The organism is Wielerella bovis (assembly GCF_022354465.1).
GTDB lineage: Bacteria > Pseudomonadota > Gammaproteobacteria > Burkholderiales > Neisseriaceae > Wielerella > Wielerella bovis.
Map to the genome: position 1 here is coordinate 907,675 of NZ_CP092361.1, position 23,832 is coordinate 931,506.

Here is a 23,832-nt window from a genome sequence, read left to right on the forward strand (position 1 = left end):
GGCAACGTCGTACTGCTTTTTCAGTTCTGCGACTATATTTGTATTTGAAACGACTATAAATGATTATAAAAAAGGCAGCCTGAAAGTTTTTCAGGCTGCCTTTTTTATTTTAAATCATTAATATGATTATTTTTGTGTTGCTTGAATTGCTGTCAAAGCGATGGTGTACACAATGTCTTCCACTAATGCACCACGAGACAAATCATTCACGGGTTTACGCAGACCTTGCAACATTGGACCTACGCTCAACACATTGGCATGGCGTTGTACTGCTTTGTAAATGCAGTTACCTGTTGTCAAATGTGGGAAGATGAAAACATTGGCTTTACCCGCTACTTTGCTGTTTGGTGCTTTGGATTTAGCGACGCTTTCCACCACAGATGCATCGTATTGCAATGGACCATCAATCGCCAAATCAGGACGTTTTTCGCGCACCAAATTGGTCGCAGTACGCACCAAATCTACATCTGGACCTGTTCCTGAATCCATAGTTGAATATGAAATCATCGCCACGCGTGGCTCAATGCCAAATGCTTTGGCAGAATTGGCTGATTGAATGGCAATTTCTGCCAGTTGTTCAGCGGTTGGATTAGGATTAACCGCGCAATCGCCATAAACCACCACTTGGCCAGGTAACAACATGAAAAATACGCTAGAAACAATGCTTTCGCCTGGAGCTGTTTTAATCAACTGGAAAGCAGGACGAATGGTATTGGCAGTTGTGTGAACCGCGCCAGATACCAAACCATCTACATCGTTTTGTGCCATCATCATGGTGCCCAGCACAACGGTATCTTGCAGTTGTTCACGCGCTTGTTCAGGTGTCATGCCTTTGGATTTGCGCAATTCACACATTGGCGCAACATAATTTTCCACAATAGAGGCAGGGTCAATGATTTCTAAACTTTCAGGCAGCGTTAGATTGAATTCTTTGGCGACTGCTTCCACTTCGGCGCGAGTTGCCAATAAAACGCAACGTGCAATATTTTTTTCGTGGCAAATCACGGCTGCGCGAACGGTGCGTGGTTCTGAACCTTCTGGTAACACAATACGTTTATTTGCTTTTTGCGCCGCATCCATCATATTGAAACGGAATTGTGCTGGCGACATACGGTCGGTTGTGAAAGTTGCGATTTGGGCTAAATCTGCTGCTTTCAGGCTGCCTACATTGCCCAAATCTGCTAAACCATTGGCGGTTGCAGCTGCTGCATTGCCAATTACGCCTGCAAAATGAACAGGGAAACCATTGAATGCTTGTTTTGCCAAAGCAACACGTTTATCTGCACCTGCTTCATCGGCAGCCAAGAAAATGATTTGTGCATTGAAGGCAGTTGCTAATGCTACATTTTGTGTTGCCAAAAACGCATTTTCAGCATCAGGTGTAATGCCTTGAATCACGACATTTTTTTTACCCAAAGTGAATACTTCACTTACCAAAACTTCCAACCAATCATCTGCTTTACCTGCAGCAATCATGTTTTCTGCACGCGCAAAATCTGCCAGTGGGTTAAATGATGCAGCATCGTCCAAGAGCGCTGTAACGGCTTGTGTTGCCGCAACAGCATCAACATGTGCACAAGTTGGAAGAATTAAAATATTTGCCATTGTTTTGTTTTCCTAATTTACAAAAAATAGTTGTTTACCATGTCATTTCAATAACAAAAAGAAATTGCCCATTCATTTTTTCGTTAATTAGCTTATCTGGATTTTAATTACAATTATGACGGATAATATTTAAATGTATCCAGCACAATAAATACCATGCGCAAAATGAATAGCCAATAATTCTTGTTGATGTCGCAGAACAAAGCGCGACAACGGGCGTAATTATACTCTGATTTGCTGTTTATGATGACGTGGATTATTGTGTGAGTAGAGGCGTGATATAAGATGAGGCGATAACGACCGCCATAAACTCATTCAGGCAGCCTGAAATTTTGTCAGATTGGATACAAATATCCAACTCGCTTCTATTTTGCAAGAAATTTATTGAATCAAGCCAATATGCTCAATCAAAATAAAAATTCCCATACTCACTAATACGATACCCCCCAATATTTCTGCACGCGTACCCATTGCGATTCCCAATATTCGCCCAAAAAATAAGCCCAATGCCGACATGATTGTGGTTGCCGTACCAATCGCCAGTGCGGTTATCACAATATTGACGTGTAAAAATGCCAAGCCCATGCCAACAATAAGTGAATCCATGCTGGTGGCAATGGCGGTGCTGACAGTTAGCCAGAAACCATGATTTTGAGGCGATGCTTCTTGGGCTTTTGTCGTAGAAAAAATGCCATTGTGTATCATTTTTCCACCCAAAATCAGCAGCATAAAAAAAGCGAGCCAGTGATTGTATTGTTCAAAAAACGGAACGGCTGCTTTGCCAACTAACCAACCAATCGTTGGCGCAATGGTTTCTATTGCACCAAAAATTAATGCTGTTTTGATGATGGTTTTCAGGCTGCTATTGGGTTGCGCTGCGCCTCTGGCGAGTGCAGCGGCAAAAGCATCTACCGACATACCCAATGCTAAAATAACGATGGCAAAGAAGCTCATAAGTTTGTTTATGTGAATGGACGATACAAATAAACAAGGCAGCCTGAAAAATAATTTTTCGTTTTCAGGCTGCCTTTATACCAAAAAATTATGATTGTGCGGCACGCAATTTTTGCAATTCTACGCGTACTTTTTGGACATTTTCTTCGGTAAATAAGCGTTCCAAATTTTTCCAAATGCTGTGATAGCCAAATCCGCCTTGTTGCATTTCACGCTTGGCAGCGTCAATCGTCCAGCCCTGATAAATGATGCGATACATGCCAATAACCGTGCCTGTTCTGTCCGCGCCATGGTAGCAATGTACTAATACTGCGCCTTTTTTTTGTTGCTGTTCAATCGTCCACAAAATGTGTGCAATTTGAGCGGGTTTGACATCCCAAGTCAATAAAGGGCGATTGAGTAATTCTATATCATCGCCAGTAAATAATTTTTCGTTGCCACGGCGATTGAAAAAGCGCAAATTGATGATGCTTTTGATGCCCAAAGATTGCACCGCCAATTTGTCTTCGGCAATTAATTGTTCGCTGCGAAACAGTTTATCGTCTACTTGATACAGATTGGCATCTTGTTTGAGTGAACGGGCTGCGGATGTTGGTGTTGAGGTCATGGTTTGTTCTCCTTGTGCCCATGTGACACAGGGTAAGCATAACGCCACGATTGCGATGGTACGCCATGTGTTCATTTTGTTCATAGTGGTTTATCCTTGTTTGGTTGATAGGGCAGCCTGAAAATAAGTTATTTGTGTTTCAGGCTGCCTTAATATAGGGGGATTTATCAAATATTTGAAATCAATAAGTATTGCTTCTCTTTATCTCAATCTTTGTTTATGTGTCATATTTTATCAGTAAATTTTAATAATGTTTACTCACAACGTATAATACGGCGTTTTCAGGCTGCCTTTATATGCGTAGTCCAAAATAAATGGAGCACAAATGAACAAAAGTACAGGTTTATTATTGGTTGGTTTATTGGCGTTATCTGCCAGTTTTTTGGCGCAAACGGCATGGGCAAAACATTGGCATATTGGCGCGATGACGATTGCGATTGTATTGGGTATGCTATTGGGCAATAGTGTATATGATAAAGTGGAACATCGCGCTGCTGCGGGTGTGTTGTTTGCCAAAGGATTTTTGTTGCGTATGGGAATTGTGTTGTATGGTTTCAAAATCACGCTACACGATATTGGCAAAGTGGGCGTGAATGCGGTGGTAAGCGATGCTTTGATGTTGTGTGGCACATTTTTGTTTGCGTGTTGGTTGGGGATTCGCGTGCTGAAAATTGACCGCGAAACGGTATATTTAACCGCATCTGGATGCAGTATTTGTGGTGCGGCGGCGATTATGGCAACTGAACCTGTTGTCAAAGCACCTGCACATAAAGTGTCTATTGCCGTGGCATTGATTGTGTTATTTGGCACGGTGGCGATGTTTGTTTATCCTTTGTTGTATCCTGTATTGAATACTTGGTTGTCGCCACATCAATATGGAATTTACATCGGTTCTTCAGTACACGAAGTGGCACAAGTTTATGGTGCAGGCAGCGCGTTGGATTCGGTGGTGGCGGATACGGCAGTTATCACAAAGATGATTCGCGTGATGATGCTAGCACCATTTTTGATGGTATTGTCATGGTATCTGCAACGCAATCAGTCGGGCGAAAAAAGCAAAATTGTTTTGCCATGGTTTGCGGTGTATTTTTTGGGTGTGGCGTTGTTTAATTCTTTGAACTTGTTGCCCAAATCGTTTGTCGGCGTGTTGGTGCAAATAGATGATATTTTTTTGATGATGGCGATGGCAGCTTTGGGTTTGACTACGCGCATTAAAGCGATGCGCCAAGCGGGAGTGAGACCGTTATTGTTGGGTTTGGGCGTATTGATTTGGTTGATGGTGGTGGGATTTTTGGTCAATGTTGCGATGCAATCTGTGATTCAGTAAAAATATAGTCGTTTCAAATAAAAATAATACAGCGTTGTCAGCGACTTGTCTTAATTTCTATTTAAACGACTATATGTGTACGGCGGTCGCTGTCGCCTTGTCTTGATTTAAATTGAATCCACTATATATAAAGGCAGCCTGAAATCTTACATAACCTATTCAGGCTGCCTTTTATAAAAATCCAATTTTAACCAACCCGATAAAACGCCAAACTGCCCAGCAAATTGGGCAAAATGTCCACACGCTTATCGCCCGTCATCACAGCGCGTTCCAGTACACGAATATTATTTTGCTCGCACAAACGGTCAAAATCGTGCAGCGTGCACCAATGAATATTGGGTGTGTTATACCATTGATACGGCATGCGCTCACTCACGGGCATATGTCCGCCCAGCGCGATTTGCAAGCGGTTTTTCCAGTAACCAAAATTGGGGAAAGACACAATCGCTTGCTTGGCGATACGGGTTAAATCGCGCAAAATGGTTTCGGTGTTTTGCATCGCTTGAATGGTTTGGCTCAACACAATCACGTCAAAACTATTATCGCCAAAGCTGGCTAAACCGTGTTCCAAGTCAGCTTGAATCACATTGACATCGCGTTCAATGGCAGCCTGAACGCTGTTTACGTCAATTTCTACGCCATAGCCTGTACAGTTTTTTTTCATCATCAGTTCGTGCAGCAATTCGCCATTGCCGCAACCCAAATCCAATACATGTGAGTTGTCGGGAATCCAGTCATAAATAAGTTGTAAATCGTCTCTTAATTTCATCATGATGTTGTTCTTTATTTAAATAGTTGGGTTTTCAGGCTGCATTTATAGTAAATTAAAATAAGAAATCTGCTTCGTTGCCCACGCCCTTATGTACTATTTGTACACGGCGGGCGTGGTCGCCTTGCATCTTTCTTATTTTACTTCACTATATATAGTATAGGCAGCCTGAAAATAGGGGAAAGATTGTTTGCGTATGATGGCAAGGTTGTTTCAGGCTGCCTTATTGCGCAGTCAATGCCCATTTTTTTTCATCGGATTGCCAATATAAAAACGGTGCAGCGTAACCATCGGCATAAATAATTCGGTAACTATCCGCATCTTGTTTTTGATACGCAGGCTGCCAACCCAGTTTATTTTTCTTAAAACCAAGTTGTTCCAAAACCTGCGTTTCGTTGTTTTCAGGCAGCCTGAAATGTTGGGCGCGATATTGTTCCACTTTGGCGATGAGTTTGTCGCCATGCTCAATGTCTTTGTGTCGACGCCATTGTAGCGGCATAAACAAATAAGCCCAAACAATCAAGATGATGGATGTGATGCCAATCAGCGTTTCTTTCATGCGCCCACCTGAATATTGTTCATATAGGCACGGACGGCGTTGATGTATGCACTGTCTTCCATTAAAAACGCATCGTGTCCATGTACTGATTCTATTTCTACATATTGTACGGATTTTTTATTGGCAATCAATGCTCTAACAATTTCGCGCGAACGTTTGGGCGAAAAACGCCAATCGGTACTGAAACTGGCAATAAAAAATTTGGCTTGTACATTTTGTAGGGCAGCCTGTAAATCGTTGTTGTATTCGGCGGCTGGGTCAAAATAATCCAAGGCTTTGGTCATCAGTAAATAAGTGTTGGCATCAAAGCGTTCGGAAAATTTGTCGCCTTGATAACGCAAATAACTTTCTACTTCAAAATCAATATCGTAACTGTATTTGTATTGGTCGCCACGCAATTCGCGTCCGAATTTTTTGCCCAAGCCGTTTTCGGCGAGATAGGTAATGTGTCCCATCATTCGCGCAATGCGTAAACCGCGGCGGGGCAGGGTGTTGTGTTTGGCATAATGTCCGCCGTTGAAATCAGGGTCGGTAAGAATGGCTTGACGCGCGACATCATTGAAAGCGATGTTTTGCGTGGATAATTTGGGCGCGGATGCAATGACAAGTGCGTGGCGCAAACGTTCGGGATAGTCAATAGTCCATTGCAGGGCTTGCATGCCGCCCAAACTGCCGCCAACAACTGCCGCCCATTGTTGTATGCCAAAATGGTCGGCGAGTAGAGCTTGTGAACGTACCCAATCGCGCACGGTAACCATTGGGAAATCTGCGCCGTAGGTTTTGCCTGTTTCGGGATTGATGCTGGTTGGCCCTGTGCTGCCTGCACAGCCGCCTAAATTGTTGAGTGCAACCACGAAGAATTTGTCGGTGTCAATCGGTTTACCTGAGCCAATCATATTGTCCCACCAGCCTGCATTTTTGTCGTTTTCGCTGTGGCGACCTGCGGCGTGATGTGTGCCTGATAGGGCATGACAAATCAATACGGCATTGGATTTGTCGGCGTTCAGGCTGCCGTAAGTTTCGGTAATTAAATCAAAACGGGGGAGTGTGTGTCCGTTTTGTAGGGTAAACGGGTGGTCAAAAGCAATGGTTTGTGGTGTGATGATGCTGGTGCTGGTAATAGACATAATTACGTTAATTTGAGTAAATTGATGTTTAGATTATAACGCGATTTGGGGTTTCAGGCTGCATAAAAACCAATTTTAATTATTGTGTTGTTTACACAAAAAATGATATGGCAATTCAAGATATGGATGATGTAGGCAGCCTGAAAGTCAGGATATTGGATAATGTGGCAAAGAAAATATAGTTGGTTAAAATAAAAATAATACAGCATTAGATGTACACGGCGGTCTGTGTTAATTTGAAACAACTATACATAAGGGAATTGGCAGTGCTGTATGATTTTTTATAGTGGATTCAATTTAAATCAGGACAAGGCGACAGCAACCGCTGTGTACACCTAGTACATAAGGGAGCTGGCAACGCTGTACTGATTTAAATTGAATTCACTATATTTGAAAACTGCCAGATACAAGTATTTAACCTATTTCAGGCTGCCTTTAACTATAAAGGCAGCCTGAAAATTTTAAACACGAGTTACTTTTCGTACCAAAACAATTTTGTGTAATGCAGCAATAATTTGTTGTAACTGCGTTGTATGGCGCACATTCAAGATAAAGCGAAATTCAATGAAACCTTCCACACCACTTTGCGATTTGGATAATGTTTCTACGGCGGCAATATCGCCTCCTGAATTGGAAATAGCAGCAGCAATCATTGCTAATAACCCATGTTTATCTTCTGCGGATACGGTTATGGCTGTTTCGTAAGTTTGTTTATCATCAACAGATAAGGTCGCCCAATCTGCATCTAGTTGATGTTCCACATCGGATTTCAGTAAAACAGAACAAGTATCGCGATGAATCATTAAACCTTGGTCGCGTACGATGACGGCACGAATTGCATCACCTGCCACAGGTAAACAACATTTACCCAAATGTACATGTGGTGTTTCATTGCCATTGACTTGAATAGCGCTCAATTTTACTTCGCTGCCTAAATGTTCACCTGCTAATTCTGCAATTTCCATTGCCACTGATACAGGCATCAAGGCACCGATGCCAACTTGATACAACACATTTTCCCAAGATTGCTGTTTGTTTTGCAGATGTTGCAAATATTTTTCAAGCAATTCATCTGATTGTGCAATTTTGCGTGGCAGCAAGTTACCCAATGCTTGTATCAATAAACGCTCGCCCAAAACCAAAGCATCTTCACGACTGGCATTTTTAATGTAACTGCGAATGGCACTTCGCGCACGACCTGATTTGGCAAAGTTTAACCAAGTTGGATTGGGTTTACCATAAGGGGCGGTTATGATTTCCACCGAATCGCCCGTTCGCAACTGCGTTCTCAAAGGAACAGTTACTTTATTGACGCGTGCGCCTACGCAGCGATTGCCAATATCGGTGTGAATGGCATAGGCAAAATCAATCGGTGTTGCACCACGCGGCAATGTGATGATTTTCCCTTTGGGTGTCATCAGATACATTTCATTGGGGAACAAATCCACTTTGACATGTTCCAAAAATTCAATCGCATTATCACTATTTTTTTGTAAATCAAGGATGTTGCGCAACCATTCATTTGTACGCATGGTGGTTTCATCTCCACGGTGTTGTCCACCAAATTCCTGCGCCCAATGGCTAGCAATGCCGACTTCTGCCACCGCATGCATTTCTCGCGTACGAATTTGTACTTCAATTGGCAAACCAAAAGGTCCATTTAAAGTGGTGTGTAGCGAACGATAACCATTGGATTTGGGAATAGCGATGAAATCCTTAATCCTCCCAGGTTTGGGTTGATACAAACTATGCAATGCACCCAATGCGGCATAACATTGCTGCTCGCTGTGCACGATGACACGGAAACTATAAATATCCAAAATCTCTTCAAATTTCGCCTTTTTGGATACCATTTTTTGATGAATGCTGTATAGATTTTTTTCACGTCCACGAATTTGTGGCTCAATATTGGCGCCGACCAAGCACATATTCATTTCGTGCATGACGCGATTGATAACATCATGACGGTTTTTTTTGAATGCTGTCATCGCTTTTTGCAGCACCACAAAACGAGCAGGGTGCATGGCATAAAACGACAAATCTTGTAAATCTCGATAAACCTGATTCAAGCCCAAACGATTGGCAATCGGTGCATAGACCTCTAACGTTTCTGTTGCAATACGGCGGCGACTAGCGGTGCTTTTTGCACCCAATGTACGCATATTATGTAAACGGTCGGATAATTTGACGATAATCACGCGCACATCTTTGGTCATCGCTAAAATCAGTTTGCGAAAACTTTCGGCTTGATGCTCCGCCTTGTTATCATATTTCAAATTTTCCAATTTGGATAAACCATCCACCATTTCGGCAATCGTCTCACCAAAAATTTCTGTCATTTGCGATTTGGTTACGGGGGTATCTTCCAAGACATCGTGCATCAAGCCAGCACTTAATGTTTGAATGTCCATGCGCCAATGGGCTAATTCGGTGGTTACAGCGATTGGGTGTGTGATATAAGGTTCGCCACTTTTACGCATTTGACCATCGTGTGCATGGAACGCAAAAGCACAGGCTTTTTCCAATTGTTGCAATTCGTCATGGGACAAATAACGCGCCTCACGAAACAATTTTTCGCGGTATTCGGCGGTTAGAGCATCATAGGGAGCAGTAGGTTGTGGAGCGTGCATGGCAGTCATCCTTATTATAGTTGGAGTTTCAGGCAGCCTGAAAAGTAGAGCTGCAAATATAGCCAATACCGAAACTGATTGAGTGAAGCACGTTAGCTATATGGCTTGTGTATGAAGAAAAGTATCAAGAAAAGAGAGAAATAATAAAATACGGTTATCATACGACTTGTGTATCAGAACTCGTATATACAAGTTAAATAAAGATATTTCAGGCTGCCTTTAAATAATAAAAAGGCAGCCTGAAAAAACATAAATTATCTATTGCGCGACAAAATGTCCACGCCGATTTGACCTGCTGCAATTTCGCGCAGGGCAGTTACGGTAGGTTTATTATTGCGTACATCATCAACCAAAGGCTGCGTACCATTTTCCAGTTGGCGCGCACGGCGAGCAGCAGCTAGCGTTAAATCAAAATGATTGGGGATTTGAGGGATACAATCTTCAACGGTAATTCGTGCCATATTGGGGTTCTTTCTGATAATTAGGATAAATAGAAAATGTTTTTCAGGCTGCCTGAAAATAAACAATGATTGGATTTTACTGATTTTGCAATACTTTTTCAACGGCAGTTGTTTGATTTCGCAAACTTAATTTTGCAGCTTTGAAAATATGCAGTAAATCGGTTTCGGCTTGCACCAAATCACGATTGGTTACGATGTAATCAAAGGCAAAAGCGTGTTGGATTTCTTGTTCCGCTTCGTTCAAACGGCGCATAATCACTTCTTCGCTGTCGCTTTGACGTTGGCGCAAACGTTGTTCCAAAACTTCCATAGATGGCGGCAAAATAAAGATGCTGACCGCATCGGGCATGGCTTTGCGTACTTGTTCCGCGCCTTGAACATCAATCTCCAAAATCACATCAAAACCTTGCTGACACATTTCTTTCAGTGCTGCGGCACTTGTGCCATAAAAATGACCAAAAACTTCAGCATGTTCTAAAAATGCACTTTGTTCAATCAGTTGGGAAAATTCTTCGCGTGAAACAAAATAATAATGTTTGCCATGTGTTTCGCCTTCACGCGCTGGTCGCGTGGTGTGGGAAACGGAAACGCGAATGTCTGGATTATGATTAATCAAGCGAGTAACCAGCGTGGTTTTGCCTGTGCCAGATGCAGCGGAAATAATGAATACATTGCCTTTTTGTGGGGTAGTCATGGCTGCGTCTCCAAAATAATGTAAAGTTTTGTATTATGCCATTTTTCAGGCTGCCTGAAAACTGGATTAATGATTTTATAGTCGTTTGAAATTAACATATACAGCGTTGCCAGCTCCCTTATGTACTATTTGTACACGGTGGTCGCTGTCGCCTTGTCTGTGTTAATTTGAAACGACTATATATTGACTGATGCAGCCTGAAAATCACGCGCTAATCTGCGCCAAATTTGCCCGCATTTCTTTGATAACACGTCCATAATCGTCCGCACCAAAAATGGCAGAACCTGCGACAAATGTGTCGGCACCTGCTGCGGCAACTTCGGCAATATTGTTAGTCTTGATGCCGCCGTCCACTTCTAATGCGATGTGGCGACCACTTTGTTGGGTATATTCGTCCAATAAAGCGCGCGTGCGGCGGATTTTGTCCAGCGTGTTCGGAATGAATGTTTGCCCACCAAAACCGGGGTTTACCGACATCAGCAATACCATATCCAGATAGGGCAACACATCTTCCAAAACGTGAATGGGCGTGGCGGGATTGAGCACCAAACCTGCTTGTTTGCCCGCATCTTTAATCAGCGACAAACTGCGATGCACATGACGGCTAGCTTCGGGGTGGAAGGTAATGATGTCTGCGCCTGCTTGTGCGAATTGTTTAATCATTTCGTCCACAGGTTCAACCATCAAATGCACGTCAATTGGCACGCTGGTGTGGGGACGCAGGGCGGCACAAATCATCGCGCCAAAAGTTAAATTGGGGACATAATGGTTATCCATCACGTCAAAGTGAATTAAGTCTGCACCTGCGGTAATGACGTTGCGAACTTCTTCGCCTAAACGGGTAAAATCAGCGGACAAAATGCTGGGGGCGATACGATATGGAGTCATGGTATTTACCTTTGTACTGGAATAAATGGATAGCAAAATATTCTTGACAAAATGGCTAAAAGGCAGCCTGAAAACTTTGCGATAAAAATGTTATTCAACTGCTTGACAGCTAAAATTTTGTCATAACATTATGATTATTTTAATCATTTTAAAATTTGCTCATTTTTTAAGCAAAATGATTGTAACGACTGATTTCATAAGGTTTTTATGAGCACAGTTGTGGAAATCGCTGGAATTATCCACAGTTTCTGTGGGTAATTTTACTTTATATTGTGTAGTAATTCGTTAAGCGGTTTGGGTAAACCATAGTCAGCTAAATCATGTGGTGCGACCCATTTTCCGTGTTTCAGGCTGCCTGAAAATGCCACTCGATAGGGGATAATTTCCAACAGGCGATGGGTGAGACGATGGGTAATAGTCGGCAATTCTTCGCCATCGTGTGTGCCTATGTAGTCGTTTAAATCGGCGAGTGTGGCAAATGTAGGGACGCAATATAAGCCTGCCCAAATGCCGCGTTGTGGGCGTTTTTCCAGCCAAATGCTGCCGTTTTCGTGTTGTGCAATCAGCCAAAACAAGGTTTGTTGTTTAACGGCAACGGCGGTTTTTTTGCGTGGCAATTCGGCAACACGATTTTGTGCATAGGCTTGGCACATATCGCGCATTGGGCAAATGTTGCAACGGGCTTGGCTGCGTGTACAAATGGTTGCGCCTAAATCCATTAAACCTTGTGTATAAACAGGCATTTCGGCGTGATTATCGGGCAATAGGGTTTCGGCATGTGTCCACAATTCTTGTTCAAATTTTTTGTTGGCGGGGTCGCCATCTTTGGCAAAAACGCGACACAAAACTCGTTTAACATTGCCGTCTAAAATGGTTTCAGGCTGCCTGAAAGCAAAAGCTGCAATCGCGGCGGCTGTGCTGCGTCCCACGCCTTTTAATTTTTCTAATTCAATGCGTTGTGTGGGAAATTGTCCGCCAAATTGTTGGACGATTTGTTGCGCGGCGTGATGCAAATTGCGTGCGCGGCTGTAATAACCCAAGCCTGCCCACAGTTGCAACACTTGGTCTTGTTCGGCGGCGGCTAAATCTTGCACGGTTGGAAAAGCGGCGATGAAGCGCGGATAGTAATCCAAGACGGTGGCGACTTGGGTTTGTTGCAACATGATTTCGGATAACCAGATGCAATAGGGGTCGCTCACTTGCCATGGAAGATGGTGGCGACCGTGTTGTTTTTGCCATGCAATCAGGCGTTGGGAAAATTCAGACATGGTTTGCGTGTTTTCAAATAAGGCAGCCTGAAAATGGGCTGATGTGTTTATATTTTTTAGTAAATTTAAGACTGTATTTCAGTTGTAGGTCGGGCATTCATGCCCGACATTATCACTGAAAGGCAGCCTGAAAATTAAACGGCGTATTTTTTCAGGCAGCCTAACTTTATTTTGCCATCAAATTACACCAATTTTCTTCACAAGCCGCTGCCAAATCCTGCACCGAAATACCACGCAAATCTGCCACGATTTCAGCAATTCGGCGTATATTGGCGGGCGTATTACGGTTTTCAGGCTGCATATACGGGCTATCGGTTTCCAAAACAATGCTGTTTAGTGGCAAAGATTGTGCAGCCATGCGGACTTTTTTGGCACGCGGATTGAGCAATAAGGAACCGATGCCGATTTTGAAACCGTGTCGGATAAAAACACGCGCTTCTTCCAAGCTGCCCGAAAACGCGTGAATAATGCCACCACAAGTGAATTTTTCCGCACGGATAATGTCTGCCAACGTCGCGCTGGCTTTGACATTATGCACAATAATCGGGCGAGAAAATTGCTGTGCCAGTTGTAATTGCAGCCTGAAAACAGAGACTTGTGTTTCGCGTGGCGTATCATGCAAAAAATCCAAGCCAATTTCGCCGACCCAAGCATTTGCATTTTGTTGCAAAATTTGTTTCAGGCTGCCTTCGGTTTCCTGCCGCCATTCATCGGCAAACCAAGGATGTACACCAATCGCTACTGCACGAATTTCAGGCTGCCTTAATTGCAAAATCGCATTCCAATCGCCAACGGTTACTGATGGCACAACCAATCCTGTTACGCCAACTGCCGCCGCTTGAGCCACAATTTCAGGCAGCCTGAAACGCAATTCGGGCGCGATTAAATGACAATGTGTGTCGGTAAGCATGATTATTCTGATTGAATATCAAATACTTGGCGTAAATATGCCAAGAACGTATCATTTTGCGTAACCGTTTTACCGGGGCTATCGGACAATTTGGCAACCGATTGTCCATTGCATTCCACCAATTTGAGTACGATGTTCAAAGGTTCGTGTCCCATATCATTGGTTAAATTGGTGCCGATGCCAAAACTGGTTTTGAAACGACCTTTGAAATATTGGTGCAAATCCCACGCTTTTTGTAAATCCAAGCCATCGGAAAAAGTCAGCATTTTAGTGCGACTATCAATTTTTAATTTGCGATAGTGCGCGTAGGCTTTGTCGCCCCAAACATAGGGGTCGCCGCTGTCGTGGCGTAAACCGTCAAATAATTTGGCAAAATACAAGTCAAAATCGCGTAAAAATGCGTCCATGCCGACCACATCGGTCAGCGCAATCCCTAAATCGCCGCGATATTCGTGTACCCATGCTTCCAATGCGGCTTTTTGGAAATCGCGCAATTTAACATTAAGCGCTTGAAAAGCTTGCAAAAATTCGTGAGCCATTGTACCGATTGGCGTGATATTGAGTTCTTTGGCAAGATACACATTGCTGGTACCGCGAAAAATTTCGGGGGCAGCCTGAACCAAGGTTTCCACCACATGTTTTTGCCATGCAAAATGATAACGGCGGCGTGTACCAAAATCGGATACCAAAAATGGATTATCATCAGGGTGTTGGCGATTAGATAAATTTTTGATAAATTTTGCTTTTTCTTGTAAACGGCGTTCGCCTTCTGCCAGTACTGCAGGTGTTTCCAAACGGCGGAAATATAATTCATTGACCATCGCTAAAATGTAAATTTCAAAGAACATCGCTTGAATCAATGGACCTTTCACATGGATATTGAGTTGCCCGTGTTCATTTGCCCAAACGCTAACAAAACGGCGTTTGAGTTGAAAAAGTTCCAAATAATCAACAAAATCGCTTTTAATAAAACGCAGACTACGCAAATAATCCAGTTCATCTGCTTGAAAACGCAATTCGCATAAATGATCCAATTCGCGTTCCAAATCGGGCAGAATTTCGGCGAGCGGATAGGCGGTTTGTTTGTTGCGACAGCGAAATTCATACACGCCATGTGCGGCTGGAAATTGGTGCAGCACGACTTGCAGCATGGTAAATTTGTATAAATCGCAATCCAAAAGTGAGCGGATGGTAGCCATAATTGTGTGCCATGTATGGTGATAAATGCGCTTATTTTAAACGATGTGGCATCAAATGCGTGTATTTTTTCAGGCTGCCTATTGTGGGGATAGGCAGCCTGAAAATCTGTTTAAAATCCAGTAAAATGTTATCATACGTTTTTTTTGAATCACTTATCTTTTCAATATGATAAATAGCAAAATATGGATGCAGCCTGAAAACGATTGGCGCAAACGATTGAATGTTTATATAAAATTAATGCGTGCGGATAAACCGATTGGCACTTTATTATTATTGTACCCAACTTTATGGGCAGTTTGGATTGCATCGGAAGGGCAGCCTGAATTTTTAACGGTTGCCATGTTTAGTTTGGGCACTTTTTTGATGCGTAGCGCAGGTTGCGTGGCAAATGATTGGGCGGATAGAAATTTTGATGGGCATGTGGAGCGTACCAAAAATCGCCCCTTTGCAACAGGTGCTGTGAGTGGCAAAGAGGCGAAAATGTTAATTGTGGCATTGTGTGCGTGCGCGGCAATGTGTTTGATTCCATTTTCTTGGCAAACTTGGGCTTTAGCATTACCTGCTTTATTTTTGGCATTTACCTATCCATTTATGAAGCGATTTTTTCCTGTGCCGCAATTTTATTTGGGTTTGGCATTTTCATTTGGTATTCCAATGGCGTTTATGGCGATTCGTGGCGAAGTGCCAGCCATTGCGTGGTGGCTATTCGCTGCGAATGTGTTTTGGACGCTGGCGTATGACACGATTTATGCGATGGCGGATAAGCCTGATGATGTAAAAATTGGCATGAAAACCAGCGCAATTACTTTTGGTATTTTTGATGCGGAAGTAGCGATGTTGTGCCATTTTGTGTTTGATGTACTGATGATACGCGTAGGTTTGTTACTGGGCGCAAATTGGGTCATTTGGACAGCATTGATTATTGTGATTATGTGGCAATGGCAACAATATCAGCGTATTTTTTCGCGTGATAGACAAGCATGTTTTGAAACATTTTTGTCTAATAATCAAATTGGTTGGTTGTGGTTGAGTGCGATTGCGGCACATTTTGCGTTTGTGTAATGGGTCTTTAGGCTGTCTAAATGAGTTAGGCAGCCTGAAATTTTTATAGTCGTTTAAAATAGAAATAAGACAAGACGATAGCGATTGCTATGTACTGGAACAGCACCAAAATACAGGCATCAAATTCCGAGTTAGCGGCTCAAATGGTGGCGAAAATTACACCGTTTCCCCTGCATACATCAAAGCATTTTTAGCCAAAGTACCATTTTAAAAATATCCCAAGTATTTTATTGTGAAGGCTGCCTGAAAAATTTTTCAGGCAGCCTTTTTACTTCACTGTTTCAAAACATCATTTCTTTTTGCGTTGCGGTGGTAAATCGGTACATACGCCCAATGCCACTTCCGCTGCCAAACCAATGGATTCGCCTAAAGTTGGGTGTGGATGAATGGTTTTGCCAATATCGGTCGCATCACAACCCATTTCAATGGCTAAACAGATTTCGCCAATCATGTCGCCGCCGTTTGGTCCAACAATCGCGCCACCAATAATGCGACCGCTTTGCGCATCAAAAATCAATTTTGTCATGCCATTATCGCAACCATTGGCAATGGCACGACCCGAAGCCGCCCATGGGAAAACAGATTTTGTGATGTTCAAACCTTGTGCTTTTGCTTGCGTTTCGGTTACGCCGACCCAAGCCACTTCTGGCGAAGTAAACGCTACACCAGGAATCACACGCGCATCAAAATATGCCTTGTGTCCCGCGCAGTTTTCGGCGGCAACGTGTCCTTCATGCACCGCTTTGTGCGCCAACATCGGCTGACCAACAATGTCGCCAATCGCATAAATATGCGGCACATTGGTACGTTGTTGTTTGTCCACTTCAATAAAGCCACGCTCAGTTACGGCAACACCTGCTTTTTCCGCGCCAATCAATTTACCATTCGGTGCGCGACCTGCTGCCACCAACACGCAATCGTAGCGTTGTGGCTCTTTTGGTGCGTTTTCGCCTTCAAATGTAACGTAAATGCCGTCTTCTTTGGCTTCAACTGCCACGGTTTTGGTGTTAATCATGATGCGGTCAAAACGGTGCTCGTTGGCTTTTTGCCATACTTTTACCATATCGCGGTCTGCGCCTTGCATTAAACCGTCCATCATTTCCACGACTTCCAAACGCGTACCCAAAGTGCTGTACACCGTACCCATTTCCAAGCCAATAATGCCACCGCCAATAATCAGCATGTTTTTCGGTACTTCTTTCAATGCCAACGCGCCTGATGAATCAATAATGCGCGGGTCTTGCGGAATAAATGGCAAATTCATCACGCGGCTGCCTGCGGCGATAATCGCGTTTTTGAATGCCACCACTTTTTTCTCGCCTGTTTCGCTGGCTTGCTCGTATTCGCTGCTGGTGGTCAGGGCAACTTCAATATGGTTCGGGCTGATGAATTGACCGTTACCTTGAATGATGTCTACTTTGCGTGCTTTTGCCATGCCTGCTAAGCCACCAGTTAATTTGCCAATCACTTTGTCTTTGTAACCACGTAACATATCCAAATCCACTTCAGGTTCTGGATATTTAATGCCATTGGCAGCCAAATGGCGCACTTCATCAATCACATTGGCATTGTGCAACAAAGCTTTCGATGGAATGCAACCCACATTCAAACACACACCACCCAAAGTAGCATAGCGTTCCACAATAGCCACTTTCAAGCCTTCGTCTGCTGCGGCAAATGCGGCTGAATAACCACCAGGGCCACCGCCCAATACCACAACATCGTATTCAGAATCTGCGCTGCCTGAAAAATTAGCTGCTTGTGGTGCAGGAGCAGCGGCTTTTGGAGCTTCCGCTGCAGGTGCTGGTTTTGTTTCGGTTTTTGGAGCAGATGCTGTTGCGCCAGCCGCCTCAATCACGGCAATCACGCCACCTTCAGAAATTTTGTCGCCTACTTTCACGCGCACTTCTTTTACCACACCAGCAGCATCAGCAGGCACATCCATGGTGGCTTTATCGGTTTCCAAAGTAATTAAAGTTTGTTCTACTTCTACGGTATCGCCTGTTTTTACTTCAACAGCGATGATGTCCACATTTTCGTGTCCGCCAATATCGGGCACTTTCAGCTCTATTAAGCTCATATTAAACCTTTCTGTATGTGCTTACATTTCATCAAAATCAGACCAAGGCAGCCTGAAAAAACACACTATTATACGCCTACATCAAATAATCGCGAAATTTTTGTTTGATAGCGTGGATTAGATTGAGTTTCTATGTATCGTCGTTTGAAATAGAAATTAAGATAATGCGACCGCCGTGTGCATCTAGTAATAATGGAGCTGGTAACGATGTATGGGTTAATTTGAAACAACTATAAATTAAATGATTGATATGCTTTCAGGCTGCCTTAATCCAAAATTTTCATATAATGCAGCCTGAAAAAGTTTATAATCCACTTGATTTTATAGTCGTTTTAAAATGGAAATTAAGGCAAGATACAGCGATTGCCGTGTACAAAATAGTATTTTAACGGAGCTGGCAACGCTGTATTATTCTTAAATGACGATAATCGTCATCCAATCATAGGCAGCCTGAAAAATACCTCAACTCAAAGGAAAATTGTATGAATAGTCATTTTAATCAACTCCAACCGTATCCGTTTGCCCGATTGCGTGAAGCTATGCAGGGAATTGATGCACCTGCAAATCTTTCCACTATTCCTTTACACATTGGCGAACCCAAACACCCTACGCCGAAAGTACTGACCGATGCGTTGGTTCAATCGCTCAACGAGTTAGCCAAATACCCACTCGCATTGGGTTTGCCTGAATTGCGCCAAGCCTGTGCCGACTGGTTACACCGTCGTTACGATGGTTTGACACTCAATCCAGAAACCGAAATTTTACCCGTTTTGGGTAGCCGTGAAGCCCTGTTTTCCTTTGTTCAGGCTGCCATAGACCCATTGGCGGATGAAAAACCCGTTATTGTATCGCCCAATCCGTTTTACCAAATTTACGAAGGCGCAACTTTGTTTGCTGGAGGCGAAATCGTATTTGCCAACACCAATGCACCACGTTTTTTACCCGATTGGTCAAGCGTATCCGCCGATAAATGGGCGCGTTGCAAAATCGTCTTTGTGTGTTCGCCCGATAATCCAACAGGCAGCGTATTAACACGCGAAGATTGGGCGGAATTATTTGATTTACAAGATAAATATGGTTTCATCATCGCGTCAGACGAATGCTATGCTGAAATCTATTTTGACGGACACAAACCGCTCGGCTGTCTGCAAGCTGCCGCAGAATGTGGACGCTCGTTTGACAACATCATCATGTTTACCAGTTTATCTAAACGCTCCAATGCCCCTGGTTTGCGTTCAGGTTTTGTGGCAGGCGATGAAAAACTCATCAAACCATTTTTGTTGTATCGCACCTATCACGGCAGCGCGATGAGCTATCCCGTACAACGTGCCAGCATCGCCGCATGGAACGATGAAGCGCATGTGGAAGAAAATCGCCGCCAATATCAACAGAAATTTGACCGCGTTGTCCCGATTTTGCAGCAAAAATTTGATGTGCGTATGCCAGAAGCATCGTTTTATTTGTGGCTACCTGTTCCCGATGGCGATGATTTAACCTTTACGCAAGAATTATTCCGTGCCACAGGCGTGCAAGTTTTACCCGGTAGATTTTTTGCGCGTGATACCGAGCACGGCAACCCTGGTAAAGGTTTTGTACGTATCGCCTTGGTGGATGAAGTGGAAAAATGCGTGGAAGCAGCGGAAAGAATGGTGGCTTGGTATCAGAAATAATTTTCAGGCAGCCTATCTAGCAAAAAAATCATGGAAACAGAATTATCATTTACTTGGCATTTTGCAATCGGATTTTTAGGTACGCTGGCAACATTATTGTGGCAAATTATTTGGCACAATGATGATTTGAATTGGCGAGAAATATTGTTGATTTCACTTGTATTTCCTTTAATTTATGCTGTTTTAGCAATGATTTTTTAGTATTTAGGCAGCCTGAAAAAATATTAGGCGCAACCGTATTCAGTACACGCGTTGCGCCGCGTACCACGCTGCTTTGACTCGAAATTGTGTATTTATTCGCTATTTTCAGGCTAAGACTTTTAGCAAAACTCAAAATTGTGGGTCGGATTCTTGAGTCCGACATTAAATATTTGTTTTGATTTGTAACGTTGGATACGAGTATCCAACTTGCGCGTTTTAAGGTAGCCTAAAATGGGTTTTGCAAAAGTTTCAGGCTGCCTTGCCACGTTAAAAAATATCATAGTCTATGAGACAGAAGTAAATTGAATTTTTGAATCCGATAAATTGATTAATTAACACAAATATTTCTGTAGAAAATATTGGGTATTAGGGGATAATGACAGCATAGTATAGTGAATTCAATTTAAACCAGTACAGCGTTGCCAGCTCCCTTATGTACTAGGTTGTACACGGCGGCCGCTGTCGCCTTGTCCTGATTTAAATTGAATCCACTATTAATGTTGTTTGCGGTTACTTTTTAGCTGCGCCAGTCCGTTTCGTCATCTTATTTTGACGATTTTGCCTGAAAATTCAACTTTATGCCTAAAATTGCTTTGACTGTCATTAGTCGCCATAATTTGGCTTGTTTTTATTTTAACCGACTATAATTGAATAAATAGATTGTTCTATTTAGTTTTCATTTAGTCTTCATGTAGCATATCTACACAGATTCAGCCTATTTTGTTAGAATATTCCCTTAAATTATCCTATTTTTTATTACTTATGTCGCTTGTTTCTAAAATCAGCCATTCACATATCAGTAAAACCGCGATTGCGATTATCGCGGTGCTTGGTTTGTATGTGGGCGGATATGCCACACTTTATCGTATGTCGGATGCAAATGTTTTGCAGCAACATGCGCAAAAGTGGCTATCTGGCACTGACCGAACGCTGAATTTTGATGCTGATGTAGGGCGACGCTTGTTCCCACGTCCAACGGTGATTATTCGTAATGCGGTATTAAGCGAAATGGACGGCACAACGCCAGCAATGAAAGTGCGTGAAATGCGTGTTGGGATTGCTTGGACAAGTTTGTGGGGCGAGCCAACAGTAGAAAAATTGGTATTAAACGACCCTGAAGTGCAATTTTCGCGTGATGCTTCGGGCTATTGGAACATCAGCGATTTGTGGCGCACTAGTGATAAACGTACAATTGTATTCAATCGTGTGCAACTACATAACGGTACACTCATTTTGCGTGATGAGCAATTAGGCAGCCTGAAACTTGGGCAAATGAATTTGGCTGTGTCGCGCTTGGGCGAAAATTTATCTTATGTATTATCTGCTAATAGTCAATCTCCATATTGGGAAACGCTGACTTTAAATGCCAAAGGAAATGCGCAAACAGCTTCAGGCAGCCTGAAACTGCCTGATGTTTATATGCAATTTAATGGTAAAGAAAATGGTTATACTTTTTCAGGCAGCCTGAAAACCGATGCTCAATGGCAAGGCGAAGATTTTATGGCAGATAATACGCGTTTGGAAATGGCAAGCCATCGCTACAACAGCACTTTTAACGCGACAGTCAATAAATTCAATAGTCGGCATGGTAATGCTAATTTAACAGGCATTAACGCAGTGTTTACCGCACCCAATGCGCATTATCAGCCCAACGGTACATTATCTGCCGCACAAGTTTCATGGCGCGATTATCATTTGCATAGTAGCGAAGTTAATTTAGGTTTTACGGCGCGTAGTTTGGATAGCATTTTTGATGCATCGGTTAAAGCCAATGTGGATTGGTCTATGCAAGCAGGAGTGCAGTTTCATAATGCCAAAATTGTTACGCTGCAAACGCCAACACAAGGATTACCTCGTTTTGCAAGCGAATGGGAAGGCAGCCTGAATGCTCCCACGCCTACTTTGTGGCAAGTTAATTTGCACGGTCTATTTGACCGCCAGCCCAGCACCATTGATTTGCGTCGTGAAGGCAATATTGTTTCAGGCAGCCTGAAATTTTCCAAGCTCAATATTAACAATTATTTGAGCCATTTGGATGACAGCATACCCAATATTAACCTGTTTCCCAAGCAAGATGTTTCATGGAAAATTGGATTGGATATCAATACATTGGAAACGCCAGCTGCGCGAGTGGATAATATTCATACCGATATTCATGTGGATAGCAAACGCGCTCTTTTCAAGCCGCTGTCAGCCGATTTGTATAGCGGACACACGACAGGCAGCTTATTGATTAGCAATACCGCGCCGATGAATTACCATTTGCAACAAAAAGCGCAAGATGTACAAATCCGCCCCTTAATACAAGATTTGTTGAAAATCAGCCGTATTACAGGTAAGGGGACAGCTGAATTTGATTTAAAAACATCGGGTAATACACATCAAGAAATGTTGAGCCAGTTGAATGGTAAAGTAAATTTGGATATTAATGATGGCGAATTATCGGGTTTGAGTTTGGCACGATTACGCAATATTTTGGTTGGTAGCCCAATCGGGCAGGGCGATGACGTAGATGATACCGAGCAAACCATGCCATTTGCTCATTTTGTTCTCAATGCCAATATCAAAAATGGCGTAAGTCGCCATCAAGCGCAAGCGGATTTGGTATCGCCAACTGCTACTATGAACAGCAAAGGCGAAATGGATTTTGCAAATGCGCGGATTTTGGAAGACATTGTTTTTCAAGGTGCTGACAGTAGCATTCCGTTACCGATTCGCGTGAGTGGCGATATTGTTAAGCCTGCGGTTAGTTTGAATTATCAACAAATTACATCGGGGATTACATCGCCAGAAGAACGCAAACAAGCAGTTAGCGATGCGTTGAAGCAACAATGGCAATGGTTTTTGAAACAAACACCAACTTCGGCTTCACAATCTGCGCAATAAAGTAAAGGCAGCCTGAAAATAAATTTTCAGGCTGCCTTTTGAGTTTATTTATGAAACAAAAATTGCTTTCCATTATTTGCATTTTTTCCTTTGGCATCATACAACATACGGAAAAAATCCAATTCATATTTATCCGATAATTTATCTGCCCGTTTTTTTAATTTTTCAATATTCAGTTCAGGCATAAAATTGAAAGCCAACACTGCCACATTGCCATGCGTTGCCGCAGGAAATTCCAGCACGCGATTGTTGAATACATCACGCAAACGCTTTAAAAACAAAGGATAACGCTTGTCGCCACTCCACCAATTTGTGATAAAAATACCATGCCCACTTAACGCATAACGACAATCATGGAAAAACGGCTCGCCGACCAAATCATCAATAATCTGCACGCCATCAAATCCGTCCACCATCATCACATCTACATTACCACGCAAAATTTGGACATATTCCGCACCATCTGTTTCCACAATATCAAAATTTTGTCCTTCAAAATCAAGGCAAAACGAAGTTCGTGCAATATGAATAACCTGCGGATTAATTTCCACTGCTACTTGATGCGTATCAGGCAAATAAGCATGCAACCAACGCGCAAACGAGCCACCACCCAAACCAATTTGTGTGATGTGCTTGGGCAACTCGTTCGCAAACAGCAGCCATGCCATCATTACACGGCTATACGACAACACCAATTCAGGTGGATTGTGGATATTCATGGAACTTTGAATGGTTGGCGTACCCAAATGCAGCGAGCGAATATTGCCCAGTTCGGACACATTGGCATCGGGCAGCGTGTTGCGAAAAAAACGATTGCGGCGGAAAGGGTGAGTCATAATGGTACTTTTTAAAGAAATAATGAATATTTTTCAGGCTGCATTACAGTTACACGATACAAATCTTTAATATTACCTGAAATCTATCCCCTCCCACG

General features: G+C 42.9%; 20 protein-coding genes. 5 read left to right on the plus strand and 15 right to left on the minus strand.

Annotated elements, in window-relative coordinates:
- Positions 1-126: 126 nt before the first annotated feature.
- From pta to MIS45_RS04550, 3 genes are all read right to left on the minus strand, one after another.
- Positions 127-1,605: a phosphate acetyltransferase gene (pta, locus tag MIS45_RS04540; protein ID WP_249451157.1), complete on the minus strand. Its 1,479-nt coding sequence runs from the start codon at positions 1,603-1,605 to the stop codon at positions 127-129.
- Between the two features lie 381 nt (positions 1,606-1,986).
- On the minus strand, positions 1,987-2,559 hold the full coding sequence (locus MIS45_RS04545; protein WP_249451158.1) for a manganese efflux pump: 573 nt from the start codon (positions 2,557-2,559) through the stop codon (positions 1,987-1,989).
- An 88-nt stretch (positions 2,560-2,647) separates the two neighbouring features.
- Positions 2,648-3,250, minus strand: coding sequence for a phosphatase domain-containing protein (locus MIS45_RS04550; protein WP_346766867.1), 603 nt, complete (start codon positions 3,248-3,250; stop codon positions 2,648-2,650).
- A 241-nt stretch (positions 3,251-3,491) separates the two neighbouring features.
- On the opposite strand from MIS45_RS04550, the gene MIS45_RS04555 reads away from it, so the two are divergent.
- Positions 3,492-4,493, plus strand: a complete 1,002-nt coding sequence (locus MIS45_RS04555; protein ID WP_249451159.1) for a YeiH family protein — start codon at positions 3,492-3,494, stop codon at positions 4,491-4,493.
- Positions 4,494-4,680: 187 nt separating this feature from the next.
- Here MIS45_RS04555 and metW read toward each other — a convergent pair whose 3' ends face one another.
- The 10 genes from metW to pncB all read right to left on the minus strand — a co-directional run bounded on the left by metW (position 4,681) and on the right by pncB (position 14,998).
- On the minus strand, positions 4,681-5,262 hold the full coding sequence (metW, locus tag MIS45_RS04560; RefSeq protein WP_249444906.1) for a methionine biosynthesis protein MetW: 582 nt from the start codon (positions 5,260-5,262) through the stop codon (positions 4,681-4,683).
- A gap of 223 nt (positions 5,263-5,485) precedes the next feature.
- On the minus strand, positions 5,486-5,821 hold the full coding sequence (locus MIS45_RS04565) for a hypothetical protein (protein WP_249446523.1): 336 nt from the start codon (positions 5,819-5,821) through the stop codon (positions 5,486-5,488).
- Positions 5,818-6,948: a homoserine O-succinyltransferase MetX gene (gene metX / locus MIS45_RS04570; protein ID WP_249451160.1), complete on the minus strand. Its 1,131-nt coding sequence runs from the start codon at positions 6,946-6,948 to the stop codon at positions 5,818-5,820. Before metX ends, MIS45_RS04565 begins: the two co-directional genes overlap by 4 nt.
- A 461-nt stretch (positions 6,949-7,409) precedes the next feature.
- Positions 7,410-9,578 (minus strand): RelA/SpoT family protein, encoded by a 2,169-nt coding sequence (locus tag MIS45_RS04575; RefSeq protein WP_249451161.1) that lies wholly within the window; start codon positions 9,576-9,578, stop codon positions 7,410-7,412.
- 254 nt (positions 9,579-9,832) lie between these two features.
- Positions 9,833-10,039 (minus strand): DNA-directed RNA polymerase subunit omega, encoded by a 207-nt coding sequence (gene rpoZ / locus MIS45_RS04580; RefSeq protein ID WP_249443514.1) that lies wholly within the window; start codon positions 10,037-10,039, stop codon positions 9,833-9,835.
- 76 nt (positions 10,040-10,115) lie between these two features.
- The gene (gene gmk / locus MIS45_RS04585; RefSeq protein WP_249451162.1) at positions 10,116-10,733 is read right to left on the minus strand and encodes a guanylate kinase; all 618 of its coding nucleotides are present in this window, start codon (positions 10,731-10,733) and stop codon (positions 10,116-10,118) included.
- A 204-nt stretch (positions 10,734-10,937) separates the two neighbouring features.
- Positions 10,938-11,621, minus strand: coding sequence for a ribulose-phosphate 3-epimerase (gene rpe / locus MIS45_RS04590; RefSeq protein WP_249444817.1), 684 nt, complete (start codon positions 11,619-11,621; stop codon positions 10,938-10,940).
- A 260-nt stretch (positions 11,622-11,881) separates the two neighbouring features.
- Positions 11,882-12,889, minus strand: coding sequence for an A/G-specific adenine glycosylase (gene mutY / locus MIS45_RS04595; protein WP_249451163.1), 1,008 nt, complete (start codon positions 12,887-12,889; stop codon positions 11,882-11,884).
- A gap of 166 nt (positions 12,890-13,055) precedes the next feature.
- Complete coding sequence (locus MIS45_RS04600; RefSeq protein ID WP_249451164.1) at positions 13,056-13,799, minus strand: TatD family hydrolase; 744 nt, start codon at positions 13,797-13,799, stop codon at positions 13,056-13,058.
- A gap of 2 nt (positions 13,800-13,801) precedes the next feature.
- Complete coding sequence (pncB, locus tag MIS45_RS04605) at positions 13,802-14,998, minus strand: nicotinate phosphoribosyltransferase (protein ID WP_249451165.1); 1,197 nt, start codon at positions 14,996-14,998, stop codon at positions 13,802-13,804.
- 187 nt (positions 14,999-15,185) lie between these two features.
- Between pncB and ubiA the strand changes: the two genes are divergently transcribed.
- Complete coding sequence (ubiA, locus tag MIS45_RS04610) at positions 15,186-16,061, plus strand: 4-hydroxybenzoate octaprenyltransferase (protein ID WP_249451166.1); 876 nt, start codon at positions 15,186-15,188, stop codon at positions 16,059-16,061.
- Positions 16,062-16,350: 289 nt separating this feature from the next.
- Here the strand turns inward: ubiA and lpdA are convergent, their stop codons facing one another.
- A complete protein-coding gene (gene lpdA / locus MIS45_RS04615) occupies positions 16,351-18,141 on the minus strand; it encodes a dihydrolipoyl dehydrogenase (protein WP_249451167.1) in 1,791 nt (596 codons plus the stop codon).
- Positions 18,142-18,623: 482 nt separating this feature from the next.
- Between lpdA and dapC the strand changes: the two genes are divergently transcribed.
- From dapC to MIS45_RS04630, 3 genes are all read left to right on the plus strand, one after another.
- Positions 18,624-19,811 carry a succinyldiaminopimelate transaminase gene (gene dapC, locus MIS45_RS04620; RefSeq protein ID WP_249451168.1) on the plus strand — a complete coding sequence of 396 codons (1,188 nt, stop codon included), beginning with the start codon at positions 18,624-18,626 and terminating at the stop codon, positions 19,809-19,811.
- Between the two features lie 30 nt (positions 19,812-19,841).
- Positions 19,842-20,012 carry a hypothetical protein gene (locus tag MIS45_RS04625; RefSeq protein ID WP_249451169.1) on the plus strand — a complete coding sequence of 57 codons (171 nt, stop codon included), beginning with the start codon at positions 19,842-19,844 and terminating at the stop codon, positions 20,010-20,012.
- Between the two features lie 762 nt (positions 20,013-20,774).
- On the plus strand, positions 20,775-22,898 hold the full coding sequence (locus MIS45_RS04630) for an AsmA family protein (protein WP_249451170.1): 2,124 nt from the start codon (positions 20,775-20,777) through the stop codon (positions 22,896-22,898).
- A gap of 44 nt (positions 22,899-22,942) precedes the next feature.
- Here MIS45_RS04630 and MIS45_RS04635 read toward each other — a convergent pair whose 3' ends face one another.
- A complete protein-coding gene (locus tag MIS45_RS04635) occupies positions 22,943-23,734 on the minus strand; it encodes a polyamine aminopropyltransferase (protein WP_430472157.1) in 792 nt (263 codons plus the stop codon).
- Between the last annotated feature and the right edge of the window lie 98 nt (positions 23,735-23,832).

What these genes read in the sequence shown, in the direction of transcription:
- pta (WP_249451157.1), bottom strand. Translation starts at nt 1,605, where the DNA reads ATGGCAAATATTTTAATTCTTCCAACTTGTGCACATGTTGATGCTGTT.
- MIS45_RS04545 (WP_249451158.1), bottom strand. Translation starts at nt 2,559, where the DNA reads ATGAGCTTCTTTGCCATCGTTATTTTAGCATTGGGTATGTCGGTAGAT.
- MIS45_RS04550 (WP_346766867.1), bottom strand. Translation starts at nt 3,250, where the DNA reads ATGAACAAAATGAACACATGGCGTACCATCGCAATCGTGGCGTTATGC.
- MIS45_RS04555 (WP_249451159.1), top strand. Translation starts at nt 3,492, where the DNA reads ATGAACAAAAGTACAGGTTTATTATTGGTTGGTTTATTGGCGTTATCT.
- metW (WP_249444906.1), bottom strand. Translation starts at nt 5,262, where the DNA reads ATGAAATTAAGAGACGATTTACAACTTATTTATGACTGGATTCCCGAC.
- MIS45_RS04565 (WP_249446523.1), bottom strand. Translation starts at nt 5,821, where the DNA reads ATGAAAGAAACGCTGATTGGCATCACATCCATCATCTTGATTGTTTGG.
- metX (WP_249451160.1), bottom strand. Translation starts at nt 6,948, where the DNA reads ATGTCTATTACCAGCACCAGCATCATCACACCACAAACCATTGCTTTT.
- MIS45_RS04575 (WP_249451161.1), bottom strand. Translation starts at nt 9,578, where the DNA reads ATGCACGCTCCACAACCTACTGCTCCCTATGATGCTCTAACCGCCGAA.
- rpoZ (WP_249443514.1), bottom strand. Translation starts at nt 10,039, where the DNA reads ATGGCACGAATTACCGTTGAAGATTGTATCCCTCAAATCCCCAATCAT.
- gmk (WP_249451162.1), bottom strand. Translation starts at nt 10,733, where the DNA reads ATGACTACCCCACAAAAAGGCAATGTATTCATTATTTCCGCTGCATCT.
- rpe (WP_249444817.1), bottom strand. Translation starts at nt 11,621, where the DNA reads ATGACTCCATATCGTATCGCCCCCAGCATTTTGTCCGCTGATTTTACC.
- mutY (WP_249451163.1), bottom strand. Translation starts at nt 12,889, where the DNA reads ATGTCTGAATTTTCCCAACGCCTGATTGCATGGCAAAAACAACACGGT.
- MIS45_RS04600 (WP_249451164.1), bottom strand. Translation starts at nt 13,799, where the DNA reads ATGCTTACCGACACACATTGTCATTTAATCGCGCCCGAATTGCGTTTC.
- pncB (WP_249451165.1), bottom strand. Translation starts at nt 14,998, where the DNA reads ATGGCTACCATCCGCTCACTTTTGGATTGCGATTTATACAAATTTACC.
- ubiA (WP_249451166.1), top strand. Translation starts at nt 15,186, where the DNA reads ATGCAGCCTGAAAACGATTGGCGCAAACGATTGAATGTTTATATAAAA.
- lpdA (WP_249451167.1), bottom strand. Translation starts at nt 18,141, where the DNA reads ATGAGCTTAATAGAGCTGAAAGTGCCCGATATTGGCGGACACGAAAAT.
- dapC (WP_249451168.1), top strand. Translation starts at nt 18,624, where the DNA reads ATGAATAGTCATTTTAATCAACTCCAACCGTATCCGTTTGCCCGATTG.
- MIS45_RS04625 (WP_249451169.1), top strand. Translation starts at nt 19,842, where the DNA reads ATGGAAACAGAATTATCATTTACTTGGCATTTTGCAATCGGATTTTTA.
- MIS45_RS04630 (WP_249451170.1), top strand. Translation starts at nt 20,775, where the DNA reads ATGTCGCTTGTTTCTAAAATCAGCCATTCACATATCAGTAAAACCGCG.
- MIS45_RS04635 (WP_430472157.1), bottom strand. Translation starts at nt 23,734, where the DNA reads ATGACTCACCCTTTCCGCCGCAATCGTTTTTTTCGCAACACGCTGCCC.